11 protein-coding genes and 2 tRNA genes are annotated in these 14910 nt (G+C 63.8%); 5 read left to right on the top strand and 8 right to left on the bottom strand.

Annotated features, from left to right (window positions below):
- Window positions 1–86: 86 nt before the first annotated feature.
- The gene (locus tag GTP69_RS16105; protein ID WP_161055807.1) at window positions 87–1253 is read right to left on the bottom strand and encodes a mandelate racemase/muconate lactonizing enzyme family protein; all 1167 of its coding nucleotides are present in this window, start codon (window positions 1251–1253) and stop codon (window positions 87–89) included.
- 106 nt (window positions 1254–1359) lie between these two features.
- Between GTP69_RS16105 and GTP69_RS16100 the strand changes: the two genes are divergently transcribed.
- Together GTP69_RS16100 and GTP69_RS16095 are read left to right on the top strand one after the other, a co-directional pair.
- The gene (locus GTP69_RS16100; protein ID WP_161055806.1) at window positions 1360–2259 is read left to right on the top strand and encodes a LysR family transcriptional regulator; all 900 of its coding nucleotides are present in this window, start codon (window positions 1360–1362) and stop codon (window positions 2257–2259) included.
- Window positions 2260–2314: 55 nt separating this feature from the next.
- A complete protein-coding gene (locus tag GTP69_RS16095) occupies window positions 2315–2977 on the top strand; it encodes a DUF2459 domain-containing protein (RefSeq protein ID WP_161055805.1) in 663 nt (220 codons plus the stop codon).
- 11 nt (window positions 2978–2988) lie between these two features.
- Here the strand turns inward: GTP69_RS16095 and GTP69_RS16090 are convergent, their stop codons facing one another.
- The 3 genes from GTP69_RS16090 to GTP69_RS16080 form a co-directional block, all read right to left on the bottom strand.
- Window positions 2989–4002, bottom strand: a complete 1014-nt coding sequence (locus GTP69_RS16090; protein WP_161055804.1) for a formylglycine-generating enzyme family protein — start codon at window positions 4000–4002, stop codon at window positions 2989–2991.
- Window positions 4002–5903, bottom strand: a complete 1902-nt coding sequence (locus GTP69_RS16085; RefSeq protein WP_371867966.1) for an arylsulfatase — start codon at window positions 5901–5903, stop codon at window positions 4002–4004. The genes GTP69_RS16090 and GTP69_RS16085 overlap by 1 nt, the downstream gene beginning before the upstream one ends.
- 215 nt (window positions 5904–6118) lie before the next feature.
- Window positions 6119–6211 (bottom strand) — tRNA-Ser (locus GTP69_RS16080).
- 256 nt (window positions 6212–6467) lie between these two features.
- On the opposite strand from GTP69_RS16080, the gene GTP69_RS31370 reads away from it, so the two are divergent.
- Genes GTP69_RS31370 through GTP69_RS16065 form a run of 3 tightly spaced genes read left to right on the top strand, consistent with a single transcriptional unit; the run spans window position 6468 to window position 10862 of the window.
- Window positions 6468–7070 (top strand): hypothetical protein, encoded by a 603-nt coding sequence (locus tag GTP69_RS31370; RefSeq protein WP_229260978.1) that lies wholly within the window; start codon window positions 6468–6470, stop codon window positions 7068–7070.
- A 40-nt stretch (window positions 7071–7110) separates the two neighbouring features.
- The gene (locus GTP69_RS16070; protein WP_161055802.1) at window positions 7111–10476 is read left to right on the top strand and encodes an nSTAND1 domain-containing NTPase; all 3366 of its coding nucleotides are present in this window, start codon (window positions 7111–7113) and stop codon (window positions 10474–10476) included.
- 8 nt (window positions 10477–10484) lie between these two features.
- Entirely contained in the window at window positions 10485–10862 is a 378-nt protein-coding gene (locus tag GTP69_RS16065; RefSeq protein WP_161055801.1) for a hypothetical protein, read from the top strand.
- Here GTP69_RS16065 and GTP69_RS16060 read toward each other — a convergent pair.
- The 4 genes from GTP69_RS16060 to tilS all read right to left on the bottom strand — a co-directional run bounded on the left by GTP69_RS16060 (window position 10819) and on the right by tilS (window position 14823).
- Window positions 10819–11607: a hypothetical protein gene (locus tag GTP69_RS16060; RefSeq protein WP_161055800.1), complete on the bottom strand. Its 789-nt coding sequence runs from the start codon at window positions 11605–11607 to the stop codon at window positions 10819–10821. The genes GTP69_RS16065 and GTP69_RS16060 overlap by 44 nt on opposite strands.
- A gap of 202 nt (window positions 11608–11809) precedes the next feature.
- Window positions 11810–11902, bottom strand: a tRNA-Ser gene (locus GTP69_RS16055).
- Window positions 11903–12015: 113 nt separating this feature from the next.
- Window positions 12016–13263 carry an aspartate kinase gene (locus GTP69_RS16050; protein ID WP_161055799.1) on the bottom strand — a complete coding sequence of 416 codons (1248 nt, stop codon included), beginning with the start codon at window positions 13261–13263 and terminating at the stop codon, window positions 12016–12018.
- A gap of 144 nt (window positions 13264–13407) precedes the next feature.
- Window positions 13408–14823: a tRNA lysidine(34) synthetase TilS gene (gene tilS, locus GTP69_RS16045; protein ID WP_161055798.1), complete on the bottom strand. Its 1416-nt coding sequence runs from the start codon at window positions 14821–14823 to the stop codon at window positions 13408–13410.
- Between the last annotated feature and the right edge of the window lie 87 nt (window positions 14824–14910).

The raw sequence follows: 14910 nt of genomic DNA, 5'->3' as shown, positions 1-14910 counted from the left end.
TAACGCTTGCGCCCTGTGCGGCGTTCTGTGGGTAGTACCACCGGCAATGCACCAGTTCTGCGACTGTTGGCATTGCCACTGCCAGCTTATTCCGCCAGCTTGCGCATTTCCGCGTACAGATCGGCTTTGCCTTCAAAACCGATGCCCGGCAGGTCCGGCATGGTGATGTAGCCGTTGTCGACCTTGACGCCGTCCGGGAAGCCGCCGTATGGCTGGAACAGGTCCGGGTAGGACTCGTTGCCGCCCAGGCCCAGGCCGGCCGCGATGTTCAGCGACATCTGGTGGCCGCCGTGCGGGATGCAGCGCTCCGGCGACCAGCCGTGTTCGCGCAGCATGTCCAGCGTGCGGAGGTATTCCACCAGACCGTAGCTCAGCGCGCAGTCGAATTGCAGCCAGTCGCGATCGGCGCGCATACCGCCGTAGCGGATCAGGTTGCGGGCGTCCTGCATCGAGAACAGGTCTTCGCCGGTGGCCATCGGGTTCTTGTAGTAGTTGCGCAGCGTGGCTTGCAGCTCGAAGTCGAGCGGATCGCCCGGCTCCTCGTACCAGAACAGGTCGTACTGCGACAGCGCCTTGGCGTACTGGATCGCGGTGTCGAGGTCGAAGCGGCCGTTGGCGTCCACCGCCAGCTTCTGGCCGTCCTGCAGCACCGACAGGATGCTGTCGATACGGCGCAGGTCTTCGTCCAGCGACGCGCCGCCGATTTTTTTCTTGACCACCGTGTAGCCGCGGTCGATGTAGCTGCGCATCTCATCCTTCAGCTTGCCGTGGTCCTGGCCAGGGTAGTAATAGCCGCCGGCGGCGTAGACGAATATCTTGCGGTCCGGCGTGCCGTTGCCGTAGCGGTCGGCCAGCAGCTGGAACAGCGGCTTGCCTTCGATTTTCGCGACCGCATCCCAGATCGCCATGTCGATGGTGCCGATGGCCACCGAGCGCTCGCCGTGGCCGCCCGGTTTTTCGTTGGTGAACATGCAGTTCCAGATCTTGTGCGGATCGAGATTGCTGCCGTCATCGTTGACCAGCGTGGCTGGGTCCGCTTCCAGGATGCGCGGAATGAAACGTTCGCGCATCAGGGTACCTTGGCCGTAGCGGCCATTGGAATTGAAGCCATAACCGATCACCGGCTTGCCATCGCGGATGACGTCGGTCACCACAGCCACCAGGCTCAGCGTCATTTTGCTGAAGTCGATGTAGGCATTGCGGATAGGGGAGCTGATCGGGATGGTCTTTTCGCGGATTTCAACAATTTTCATAGTAAGTCTCCAGATGAGTAGATGTGCTGTGTTTAGCGCATGCGGTAGCTTACTCTTGAATTTCACTGCTAAAATTAACTTAGATTGAAACCTTTATTCACTTTAAATGAAAATTGAAACCGCCCCCGACCTGGCTTTTTTTGTGCTGCTGGCCAAATCCGGCAGCATGACGGCCACCGCGCGCGAGCTCGGCGTCACGCCGCCGGCCGTCACCAAGCGCCTGAGCCTGATGGAGCAAAAGCTGGGCGTGCGGCTGGTCAACCGCACCACGCGCCGCATCAGCCTGACCAATGAAGGGGAAACCTATCTGGCCCAGGCCTCCCAGATCCTGCACCAGATCCGCGAAATGGAAGAATCGGTGGCCAGTGGTCGCGCCGCGCCGAAGGGGCTGCTGCGGGTCAATGCCACGCCTGGTTTCGGCCGCACCCACATCGCCCCCATCCTGTCGCGCTTCGCCCATGCGTATCCGGAGGTGGAAGTGGAGTTGCACCTGACTGATCGCCCCATCAGCCTGGTGGAGGAAGCGTACGACCTGGCGATCCGCTTTGGCGAACTGCCGGATACCCGCCTGACGGCGCGCAAGCTGATGTCCAACCGGCGCTTTCTGTGCGCGTCGCCTGCCTACCTGAAAAAAGCCGGCGAGCCGCAGAAACCCGCCGAGCTGCACCACCACCGCTGCATCCTGCACCGCCAGAACGATGACGTGTACGGCACCTGGCGCGTTCAGAAGGGCAAGACGGTGGAGCTGGTCAAGGTGCGCGGCGCCGTCTCCAGCAACGACGGCGACGTGGTGATGAACTGGGCGCTCGACGGCCACGGGATTGTGCAGCGCTCCGAGTGGGATGCGGCCAAGTATCTGCAGAGCGGGCGCCTGAAGGAGGTCATGACCGATTACTCGCTGCCGGATGCGGACTTGTACCTGTATTACCTCAGCCGCAGCAACCTGCCCGCCAAGGTGCGTGCGTTTATCGATTTTATTGTCGAGGAATTCCGTGGCAAGGCCTGAAACCAACGCCATGGCCTGCGGTAGAATTGCCGACCTTTCACGCACGCCATGCCTTATGAGATTGCTCCCCCTCCTGGCCCCGCTTCTGCTGCTGGCCGCTTGCGCCGGCACGCCAAGCCGCACCGATCTGCCGCAGGAACCGACGCCGCACACCATCCACGTGATCCAATATGGCTGGCATACGGCCCTGCTGTTCGACGGCAAAGACATCCTCTCCCGCAGTACCAAGCTGGCGCAGGATTTCAAGGATCACAAATACATGCTGATCGGCTGGGGCGATGGTGGGTATTTTGTCGACGATGATCCCGGCGTGTCGCAGGCGGTCAAGGCGCTGGTGGCGTCCGACTACCCTGCCCTGCAAGCCGGCGGGCGCGAAACCAATCCGCCGCTGGGCGTGGCGCCGGGCGACAGCATTCCGCTCGCGGTCACCGAGCGGGGCTATAACCAGCTGGTCGCCTACATCGACCGCAGCATCGCCACCGGCGCCGATGGCAAGCCCGTCTACCTCGGCAAGCGGCTGGCCAACCTCAATCTGTTTTACAAGGGCACCGGCAACTACAGCCTGCTCAACAACTGCAACTCGTGGGTGGTGGGCGCGTTACGCGCGGCGGAACTGCCCGTCTCCGGCTTCAACCTGACCGCGCGCAGCGTTTTCGAACAAGCCCGGCGCATCTCTGAACTGCAACAGACAGATCGCGCCGGCGTCCGGCCGGAATAAATGGACGGACGTCACTCCCGGCGCACCGTCCGGAAACCGATGTGGGCGGCCGCGAGATTACGCTCCTGCGACTCGCGCGCCGAGGCCCGATAGCGCACGCAATAGTCCGGCGCGCACAGGAACGACCCGCCCTTGATCACCATCGCTGCATCAGGCGCATGCGCCGCTCCCGCCGCGACGGCCGTGTCGCCGTTGGCATGCGGCTGGCGCGGTCCCGTGTAGGGGTCGGCTGTCCACTCCCAGGCATTGCCGATCATGTCGTACAAGCCAAAGCCGTTGGCCGCGTAGCAGCCGACCGGCGCCAGGCCGGCATGGCCGTCTGCGCCGGCGTCCATCAAAGGAAACGAGCCCTGCCAATAGTTGGCGGTGGGCTTGCCCTGCGCATCGGTCGGCGCGGTGTCGAGCTGGTCGTCGCTGCGGCCGGCCTTGCCCGCGTACTCCCATTCGGCCTCGGTGGGTAGATCCCGTCCCAGCCAGCGGGCGTAAGCCAGTGCATCCGCCTGCGTGACCAGCGTTACCGGCAGATGGCCGCCGGCCGGCTGCTGGCCGCGCCATTGCGCGCCTTTCTGCAAAGTCCACCAGGCGTAGGGACGCTGCGTCAGCTCCTCGTCGGTCGGCGTATGGAACACCACGCCGGCGCCCTGCTTTTCGGCGTCCGTCACATAACCGGTGGCCGCTACAAACGCGGCGAACTGCGCTTGCGTGACTTCGGTGCGGTCGATCCAGAAACTCTTGACGCGGACCTGGCCAGGCTGCGCCGGCCGCTCGTCGGCATAGCCGCGCGCACTGCCGAAGACGAAACTGCCGGCGGCGACACGCACCATGCCGGCATGCGCATCCTTGCCCCAACCTGCCGGCAAGCCGCTGTAGGCGGCGCAGGACTGCTCGTTGCCCAGCGCCGGGGCCGGTGGCGTGCCGGTCAGCGCTGCGCTGATGCTGGGCAACAACAGCCATCCCAGCGCCGCCAGCAGCACCGCCACGCCCGCGCCTAGCGTCAGGCGCAGGCCACGAGGTACCAGAGACATCAGTAGTAGCCTTGCGGCTTCAGCGGTTCGACGCCGCCAACATGGGTCATGAATTGCTGCCATTGCAGCACCATGCCGCTGGTGACGGCGGGATTTTGCGCCGACACATCGCTGGTCTCGCCGCGATCATGCGTCAAATCGTACAGCTCCCAGTGACCATCAAGCGCGCCTACAGGTGGCTCGTTCCACAACGCCTTCCACTTGCCATCACCGCTGATCAGGAAAGCGCGGCCGTAGGACTCATGCCCCAGCGGATCACTGCGTACCGCCTGCGCGCTGCCTTCCAGCAGCGGCAGCAAGGACTTGCCGGTGACCGGATAGACGTTGCGGCCGTTGTAGACCACCTTGCCCAGGTTGTGGTCCACGCCAGCGGCGTCGACGGCCTTGGGCGCGGCCTCGCTCGGCAAGGGGATGCCGGCCAGCGCCAGGAAAGTGGCGGTGTTGTCGGTCACGTGCGTCAGCGCGCTCAGGTTGGGCAGTCGCGCGGTCTGTCCCGGCAGCTTCACAATCAGCGGCGTGGAGACGCTGCCTTCGCCGGCGTAGCCCTTGGTCAGACGAAACGGCGTGGCGCTGACCTCGGCCCAGCGCAGACCGTATTGCAGCCGCTTGGCCGCTTGCGCGCCATTGTCGGTGCCCAGCGCGGAATAGACCGGCTCGGTGGCGTTGGCTTCATCGGTTGGCTTCGGATCAGCGCCGCTGTCGATCGGCCAGCCTTCGGCGCCATTGTCGGACTGGAACATGACGTAGGTGTTGTCGTATTCGCCGATATCCTTCAGATGCTGGATCAGCAGGCCGATGTTGTGGTCGAGGTTATCGACCATGCCGGCATAGATTTCCATGTAGCGCGCCTGGGCTTTCTTCTCCAGCGGCGTCAGGCTGCCCCACTTCTTGTTCACCTTGCCTGCGCCGTATTCCGTGTAGCCCTGCGCCACGCCATTGTTGGCATTGATGTATTTGGCGCCGGCCTTGCCGTAGCCCGATGTGGCCGGCGTGGCAGCCAAGGTTTCCGGCGCGCCATCGTAAGGCTTGAAGTCGGCCGGCACCAGGCCCAGCTGCTTTTGACGGGCGATGCGCGCGTTGCGGACGGCGTCGTAGCCGGCATCGTATTTGCCTTTGTACTTGGACAGCCACGGCTCCGACACTTGCAGCGGCCAATGCGGCGAGGTGTAGGCGGCGTAGGCGAAGAACGGCTTGCCGTCGGCCTTATGCTGGTCGATATAAGAAATCAGGCGCTTGGTGTAGAAGTCGGTGGAGTAGAACGGTTCCGCCCCCGTGCCGCCTGGTTGGCCCGGCTGGCCCGGTTGCACGAATTTGCCATCCTCAGTGTAATTACTGGAGCCTTCTTTTTCGTGCGCATAGTGATTGCTGGCGGCGCCGGCCAGCAGTGCGTAGCTGTGCTCGAAGCCCCATTGGTCAGGCGTCTTGCCGGCAGTGGTCACGGCGCCGCCGGCGATGGCGGAACCCAGGTGCCACTTGCCGGCCATGTAGGTGTGGTAGCCGCCGTCGCGCAGCAGCTGGGCGAAGGACAGCGCGCTCTCGTTCAGGAAGCCTTCGTAGCCGGGCAAGCCTTTGCGCTCGTCGTTCGGCGCGCCCATATTGCCTTCGCCGACCAGATGGTGGTCGGTGCCGGAGACCAGCATGGCGCGCGTGATGGCGCACACGGTGCCGGTGTGGTGGTTAGTCAGCAGGCGCCCCTGTTTGACCAGCGCGTCCAGATTGGGCGTCTCGATCTCGCCGCCGAAGGCGCCGATGTCTGAATAGCCGAGGTCATCAGCCATGATGTACAGGATGTTGGGCTTTTTCTTGACGACGGGGGCTGGCGCTGCGGCGGTCTCCGGCGGCGCAGCGGAATCACCGCAGCCAGCCAGGATCAGGGCACTGGTGATGGAGAGGCCCAGCATGCCGTGTTGCACGGCGCGCTGTATGCGTGGAGCGAGTGTCATGGATTTCCTTGCAGTCGAAGTGTGCAAAGAATAATTGTTGAGCGGGAGATAACAAACTAAGCATTTCGCGTTACTTCATGCGCGTAACGGATATATCACTGGTTGAATTTTCAGATGGCGTTCAACGAAAAAAACCGCTGGCCCAAAGTGGGCGCAGCGGTTTTCTGTTTTTCTGGCGGAGACGGTGGGATTCGAACCCACGATACAGGTATAAGCCGTATGCATCCTTAGCAGGGATGTGCCTTCGGCCACTCGGCCACGTCTCCTAGTCGATTGCTCAACTATGTTCACTTTTCATGATGCACGAGCGAACGCGAGCCATGATATAGATCGCTAGCCGCTTGGTCAAGGGCAAGCCGCCAAATTCGCCCAGCCCCTCTCCCCACCCGCCGCGATGTTACATGAAAGATACCGGTCGATACTGGCAGGCCCGGCTGCGTAAGGCCATAGTTCGTTAGCGGCATGACAACACCTTGCGGCCGCAATCTTATTTGTTACTTACAACATTCCAAGGGGTTAAAAATGAATATCGTAAAAAAAGCCGCAGTGGGCCTGTCCCTCGCCATCGCGCTGGTCGCCTCCGCCCAGGCGCAGGTTACGCAAACGCTGTCCCAATCCGGCACCGATCAATACGCCTGGCTCAATTCTGGCAGGATTGACTTCGGCGGCGTGACGCTGGCGGCCGGTACCAACACCATCTACGCGCTGACCAGTTCATCGACGCTGGTGGATCAGGGCTGGGGCTACACCGATCCGAACAATGGCGTGTTTATCGGCCTGTTCCAGGGCACCACCCAGGTCTTCGGCTTCCTGGCTGCCGGCGCGTCCCACGAACTGGCGACCCGCAACTTCGATATCGCAGACAACAACGCCTTGCTGGGTCAACTCAACACGGCGCTGCGCGGCGTCAGCGGCAGCGGTCCGCTCAGCGTCCGCATGTACACCGACGCCTGGGGCTATCCGGGCTGGGAACTGCATACCAGCAACAATTCGTTCAGCGTCACCTCCGGCGTCAGCGCCGTCCCTGAAACGGAAACCTACGCCATGCTGCTCGCCGGCCTGGCACTGAGCGGCGCCATCGCGCGCCGTCGCAAAGCGGTGGCCACCGAAGGCGACGTGAAATAATTCTGACAGGAACGGTCTGCACTGGCGGGAGCGTAGTAAAATGCTAACATTGGTCTACTCCAAACCCGCCATGCAGCAACCGCGCACGCCCACCGCCCTGTTGTCACCTGCCTCGCCGCCACCGACGCCGACGGCCAGGTTTCGCTTTGGCGACTGGGTGGTGGAGCCCTCCCTGAATACCATTACCAATCCGCACGAACGGCGCCAGATGGAGCCGCGCACCATGGATGTGCTGCTGGCCCTGTGTGCGGCCGGCGGCGAAATCGTCAGCAGCGACGAACTGCTGGCCCGCTGCTGGGGCGGCGTCTTGCTTGGCGACAGCCCGCTGCACAAGAATATTGCCCAGCTGCGCCGCATATTGGGCGACAGCGCCAGCGCACCGGCTTATATCGAAACCATCCGCAAGCGGGGTTACCGCACGGTGGCGCCACTGGAGTTCTTTGCCGAGCGCGCCAAACATCCGGGCAACTGGGAGTCCGGCTCGCCGTTTCGCGGGCTGCTTGCCTTCGACCAGGCCCACGCAGCGGTGTTTTTCGGCCGCGACGACGTTACCCGCCATCTGGGCGCAACCGTGCTGGCGCAAGCGCGCAGTGGCTTGTCCCTGACGGTGGTGCTGGGGCCCAGCGGCGCCGGCAAGACCTCGCTGATCCAGGCCGGCCTGCTGGCCGGTCTGGCGCCGGAGCGCGCCACCGGGGAATTGGCGGTGCTGGCCGCCACCACGCTGGACTTGATTGACCTCGGCCAGCAATCGCTGCCGACGTCGCTGGCCTGCGCCCTGCTCGACCTGGAATGGGATGATCAACTGGCGTTTCCGGGAGAAAATGCCATGTCGCTCGGCGCGCGGCTCGCCCATGACTGCGCCGGCGTGGTGGCCGAGCTGGCGGCCGCACTGGCGCCCGCCGCCCGCCTGCGACCGGGCTTGCGCTTTGCCATCTTTATCGACCGCTTTGAAGCCCTGTTCAACACCGCACGAACCGACGAGGCCGCCCGCAACGCCTTCCTGGACATGCTGGAATTGCTCGCGCGCAGCCCGGCCCTGATCGTGCTGATCGCCTGCCGCAACGACTACTATCCCAGCATCGCCCGCTGCGCGCTGTTGAGCGAGGCCAGGCGCCTGGGCGGCCATTTCGACCTCGACCCGCCCGGCTTCAACGACATCCCGCAAATCATCCGCGCCCCGGCGGCGGCGGCCCGGCTCAGCTTCGGCGTCGACCGGCTCACGCATGCCCGGCTCGACGATGTATTGTGCGAAAGCGCGATCGCCAGTCCGGACGCCCTGCCTCTGCTGCAATACTGCCTGCAGGAGCTGTACCGGCTGCGCACCGACACCGGCGAACTCAGCTTCGACGCCTTCCGCCAGCTCGGCGAACTCGAAGGCGCCATCGGGCAACGCGCGGAACAGGTGGTGCTGGGCCTGACGCCACTCCAGCGCGATGCCCTGCCCCGCATCATGGCGCAGGTGGTGGTGCTGTCCACCGACGATGAACAGGTCGGCAGCCAGCGCGCGCCGTGGACCGCGTTGCCCGACGAGGCGGCCCGCCAGGCCGTGGCCGCGCTGATCGAAGCGCGTCTGTTTGTCAGCGACCTGGTGGCCGGCACGCCGGTGTTCGGCATCGCCCATGAAGCCATCCTGCGACGCTGGCCGCGCATCAGCGCCTGGGTCGACACCCATCGCGGCGCCCTGCGCGCCCGCAGCCGCCTGACCCAGCACGCCCGCCGCTGGCGCGCCGAAGGCCGTCCCAGCGATCTGCTGCTGCCCAAGGGAACGCTGTTGGCCGAGGCCACGCTGCTGCAACAGGGCGGCGTGGTGACGCTGAGCGATACCGAGCTGGAATGCATCCAGACGTCGGCGCGGCGGGTCCGCCAGCGCGACCGCTTGCGCCTGTCGGCGCTGGCGCTGATCGTGCTGCTGGCGTTGGTCGCCTCGCTGCTGGGAGTGAGCGCGCTGGCCGCCAAACGGTCGGCCGAGACGCGCCGCGAAGAAGCCGAGGGCTTGATCGATTTCATGCTGGGCGACCTGACCGACAAGCTGCGGCCGCTCGGCCGGCTGGACTTCCTCGACACCGTCAGCAGCCGCGCCCTGCAGTACCTGCGCGGCACCAGCAGCAACGAGCTCAACCCGACCGCGCTGACGCTGCGCGCCAAAGGCTTGCAGATGATCGGCGAAGTGCGGCGCTCGCGCGGTGACTCGGCCGGCGCCATCGATGCTCTGCACCAGGCCAGCGCTATTTTGACCCGCCAGCTGGAGCAGGCGCCGCGCGACATCCAGGTGTTGAACAACCTGGGCGCCAATGCTTACTGGATCGGCCAGCTGCACAAGGACCGCAATCAGTGGCAGCAGGCGCAGGACGCCTGGCGTGACTACCTGCGCTTTTCCAACCGCCTGTACGATCTGGAGCCCGACAATACCGAATGGTGGGTGGAGCGCTCGTATGCGCACAACAACCTGGGCAACCTGGCGCTGATGCGCGGCCAGCCCGAGCAGGCGATTCCCGAATTTCTCGCCTCGATCGCGCTCAAGCAGCGCGCGCTGGCGCGCAAGCCGTCGTCGCGCACCGTCATGGTCGAGCTGGCCGACAGCTATTCCTGGCTGGCTTCGGCCACCCAGTCGCTGGGCAAGCTGCAGGCGGCACGCCAGCTGTACGCGGAAGAATTGCAACTGGTGCTGCGGCTGGCCGACAGCGCCCCCGACGAGTCGCTGTGGACGCACCGTCACGCGGTCGCCCTGCAGCATCGGGCACTCAACAGTATGGCGCTCGGCCTGGACCGGGACGCGCTGCGCGACTATGGCCAGGCGCAGCGCCTGTTCGCCCGGATCGTCGAGCGCGATGGCAAACACCGTGGCTGGCAGGCCGAGAAGGCCAACCTGGAACAGGAACGCCTGTGGCTGCTCGCGCGCACCGCGCCTGCCGCCGAGGTGCTGTCGCAGTTCGCGGTGATCCGGCGGACCTGGCAGGACATGATGGCGCTCGATCCGAAAAACGTACTGTGGGCGCGCCGCGCCGCCATCGCCCATACCCACTTTGCCGCGATCCTGCTGAAATCGGGGCAGAACGCTGCCGCCGGCCAGGAGCTGCAGGCCGCGCGGACGACCTTGCAGCCGATCTACGACGCCAATCCAGACAATCTGAGCGGCCGCCTGGCCTTGGCGGAGACACTGTTGCTATCTTCGTCATTGCAACAAAAACAAGGAGATACCAAGCTGGCGATTTCCACGTGCCAACAAATCCGGGACATGCTCAAGAACGAAGGTGCGGCCCCGCCTAATTTTCAAGTACTGGAACTTTGGAGCCGGGTCAACGCGTGCCTCGGCGATCGGCCGGCCGTGCGGCTGGCCGCCGCCAGACTGCAAGACATCGGCTACGCCGATCAGGCCTATCTGCAATTTATTTCCCACCACCCCTAAGGAGCATTATGTCTACCGCACCAGCACAATTCCCGGTATTGGTCTCGATCAACCCCGGCCGCGTCGATTACACCTACTTCGATGCCAGCACCGGCGGGCCGGTAACCAAGCCGTTCATCAACCTGCCCATCGACCGTCCCACCAAGTGTCTGTTTGCCCTGGACTTCCGCTCGTCCGAGGACGGCTGGTGCATCACAGGCATCGAAGCGATCGAGGGCCCGGCGCTGAGCACGGTGCCGGGACCGTTTTCGCTGTCCCTGATGACCATCAATCCTCATCATGACCGCCACAGCATTCACCGTTTCTACCTGCTGTTCTTGAACACCTTGACGACGGACCAATTCAAGGACGATCCGCAGGAGACCAACGTGCCGCCGCAACTGTAAGGTAGCGTGACAAGCCGGCGCAGATGTCGCCGGCCAGCGCCTCCTGTCGCGCCATGCCCAGGTCGCCGTCGCAATCAAACTGCGCCACCCAGGCGATTTTCCCGGCCCCCGTCTCCACCAGCCGCATGCAGGCGCGCGCGCGTCCCGCCTCGACGCGCAGGCTGCCTTCCACCCGGTAGCAGGTGGCGGTCGCGCCGGCGTGCATGCCAGACTGCGAGTCTTGCACCATGACTGCCGCGCCGAATGTCCGGTACAGCCGCGCGCTCAGTTCCTCCTCCAGCCCCCATAAGAAAGCATCGCTGCCGCTGACCCGGCTCAAGTCCCGCAGTGGCGCCAGATGCAGCCTCAGGCCATCGTTGGCGGCCGGGCCAGCCGGGCCGACCACCTGCGGCTCGTAGCCTCCGGTGGGGATGGAAATTTCCGCCAGGTCCGGCTCGCCCACCGCGCGGTAGTAATCCGCAAGCCGCTCGCGCAAGCGCCCGGTCTGCACCCGCACCACCGGATCGAGCGCGGTGTCGTAGACGCGCGGATCGCGCCGGAACACGGCAAGGCCGATGGCGTACTCACTCAACTGGTCGGCGCTGCCGGCCAGTTTGGCATCGATCAGAAAGGACAGCAGCTGCCGCATGCGCGGCGCTTTGGCAAAGGTGGGGCTGCTTAATATCAGTGTGGCGGCGCGGCGCATGCGGTCGGCGGTTGGCGTCGGGCAGACTTCGTTGTTCATCAGCTCAAGATGGGCATTCATGGCAGTCTCCATTAACGGTACGCATTCCCCAACGCGTTCCCAGCAGACTGAACTGTATGATTTGCCTCATCTTTTAGCCTTACGGCTATCTTACGGCCCCACCTTGTGCTGCCTGAGATGACGTCGGCAGCTGGGCGATTCGGAGCGCCTGGGGCCGGCCAAACAAAAAAGCCTCCCGCAGGGGAGGCTTTTTTGTTTGTTCTGGCGGAGACGGTGGGATTCGAACCCACGATACAGGTATAAGCCGTATGCATCCTTAGCAGGGATGTGCCTTCGGCCACTCGGCCACGTCTCCTAGTCGATTACTCAACTATGTCTTTCCAGTCCTTGCGCACCAGAGCAGACGACCGCCATGGTATAGACCGAAAATGATCTGGTCAAGGACAGCAGACCATTTTTTTGAAAAATTTATGCCTTTTCCAGTTCGAACGCTTTGTGCAGCGCGCGTACGGCCAGTTCCATGTATTTCTCGTCGATCAGCACCGAAATTTTGATTTCCGACGTCGAAATCATCATGATGTTGATGCCCTCTTCCGACAAGGTGCGGAACATTTTCGATGCCACGCCAACGTGCGAACGCATGCCCACGCCGACCACCGAGATTTTCGATACTTTGGCGTCGCCGGCGATGCTGGCCGCACCCAGCGATTCCTTCGAGCTGTTCAGCACGTCCAGCGCGCGCTGGAAGTCGTTGCGCGGCACGGTGAAGGTGAAGTCCGTCTTGCCATCCACCGACTGGTTCTGGATGATCATGTCGACTTCGATGTTGGCTTCGGCCACCGGGCCCAGGATGTGGTAGGCCACGCCCGGACGGTCCGGCACGCCCAGCACGGTGATTTTGGCTTCATCGCGGTTAAAGGCGATACCGGAGATGACTGCTTGTTCCATGTTTTTATCTTCCTCAAACGAAATCAGGGTGCCCGAGTTGGCTTCCACTTCCAGGTCCAGCATCGGGTCGGTCAGCGACGACAGCACGCGGGTCGGCACGCGGTAGTTGCCGGCGAATTCCACCGAACGGGTCTGCAGCACTTTCGAGCCCAGCGACGCCAGTTCCAGCATTTCTTCAAACGTGATCGCCTTCAGCCGGCGCGCTTCCGACACCACGCGTGGATCGGTGGTGTACACGCCGTCTACGTCGGTGAAGATCAGGCATTCGTCGGCCTTCATGGCTGCGGCAATCGCCACGGCCGAGGTGTCCGAACCGCCGCGGCCCAGCGTGGTGATGTTGTCTTCCTCATCCACGCCCTGGAAGCCGGTGATGATGACGATCTTGCCGTCGTCCAGATCGCGGTTGACCTTGTCGTTGTCGATCGACTGGATGCGGGCCTTGGTGTAGGCGGAATCGGTTTTAATCGCGACTTGCCAGCCGGCGTAGCCGACCGCTTTCTTGCCGATCGCTTGCAGCGCCATCGACAGCAGGCCGACCGAGACTTGTTCGCCGGTGGCGGCGATCATGTCCAGTTCGCGCGGGTCCGGCTGCGATTGGATTTCCTTGGCGAGGCCGATCAGGCGGTTGGTCTCGCCCGACATTGCCGACGGCACGACCACAATGCGGTGTCCGGCGTCATGCCACTTGGCGACACGCCGCGCGACGTTCTTGATACGGTCCGTCGAACCCATCGACGTACCGCCATATTTGTGCACGATTAAAGCCATAACAGAGAGTTTTCCGCTCAAATAAAGGTAAATAGAACCCTAAACTCTACCTGCCGCAGTGCAAAATAACAAGTCAAAAAACTCATAATCTCATACTGAATAGACATATCTACATACAAAATTCGGCAGAAAGCGCCTCAATGTCTATACAGCTTGCCAACGCAGGCGAATCCGCCCTGCCCCATTGCTCAGATGGTGGCAGTCCATGCCGATGCCGGCGGCGAACAGCAGTTCTTTGGCATTTTTGACCACAGGCAGGCGGCCGCGCTCCCAGGCCGGAATATCCAGCGCCTGGTAGTGGTATTTAATGGCGCGGGTTGGCCGGTTGTGCGCCGGCTTGAGTTTTTCGCCGCCACGGCGGAATTCGATCAGCAGCGGCTGGCTGCGAAGCCAGTCGGGATCGAGGCCATCCTGGCCCTCCTCGACCGCCTCAAAGTGCAGGATGCCGCCGTAGGCCGGGAACGCCAGTTCGGTTTCGCCGTTCCAGCGGAAGGCGGTGCCGGGCTTGTCGTCGAACTGGTCTTCGCGCTGGCCTTCCAGCTCGGCCAGCTTGGGCGTCAGGTGCAGGCGGTCGCGGTAGCGGCGCACGTGGCAGTCGGGGTGGGTGACCAGCAGTTGGGCGTCGTATTTGGCTTCCAGCAGCTGGGTCAGCATCTCGGCCAGCCAGGCGGTGCTCGGCATGCTGTAGCCGCGCGTGGCGAACCAGTGGCGCAGCAGGTTGTAGGCGCGGTCCTGGCTCAGCGCGCGCAGCTTGCTGATGTCGAGCTGGTCGCCGTCTTGCGTGGCGATCAAGTCTTGCTCGGCCAGTTCGGTCAGCAGGCGGGTCGCCGATTGCGCGTGCTGGGCGCTGCGGGCGAAGCGTTCCTGGAAGCCGGGGAAATGCTGCTCCAGCGCCGGCATCACGGTGTGACGCAGCGCGTTGCGGGCGTAGCGCGGGTCGTCGTTGGATTCGTCGTGAATGTGGGTTACACCCTGTTGCGCGACATAGCTTTCCAGCTGCTTGCGCGCGACTTGCAGCAGCGGGCGGGCCATGACGAGGTTGTCGTTTTGCAGCAGGCTGGCGGCGGTGTTGGCGGCGTCCATGCCGGACAAGCCGGCCGGGCCGGAGCCGCGCAGCAGTTGCAGCAGCACGGTTTCAGCCTGGTCGTCCAGGTGGTGGGCGGTCAGCAGCAGTTGGGCGTCGTGTTCCTTGCACAGCGCGCCGAGGGCGGCGTAGCGGGCTTTGCGGGCGGCGGCTTCGGTGCCGGATTTTTTGGCGTCTTGCAGCTGGATGCGGCGCGCTTCAAACGAGATGTTGAGCGCGGCGCATTGCTGTTCGCAGTGGGCCAGCCAGGCATCGGCGTTGGGGCTGAGGCCGTGATGGATGTGGAGGGCGCACAGCGTCAGCTCGTGCTGCTGGGCATAGGCGTGCGCCAGGTGCAGCAGCGCCGACGAGTCCAGGCCGCCGCTGAGGGCGATGGCGATGCGCGGCGTGGCGCCCTCGCCTGTGCCGCGCTGCGCGCGGGCGGCGGACACGGCTTGCTCAAAGGTGGACGTGAGGGTGGGCTTTTGCTGCTTCAATCGTGACTCCGAAATGCAAACCGGGAGCAGCGCAATTGCGTGCTCCCGGCGATGGTGTATGGATCCCGGCTTGCGCCGGGATGACGG

It is taken from the genome of Duganella levis, assembly GCF_009857605.1.
GTDB lineage: Bacteria > Pseudomonadota > Gammaproteobacteria > Burkholderiales > Burkholderiaceae_D > Rugamonas > Rugamonas levis.
The sequence above is the reverse complement of the archived record's forward strand: the minus strand, read 5'-3'. Positions and strand labels throughout refer to the sequence as shown.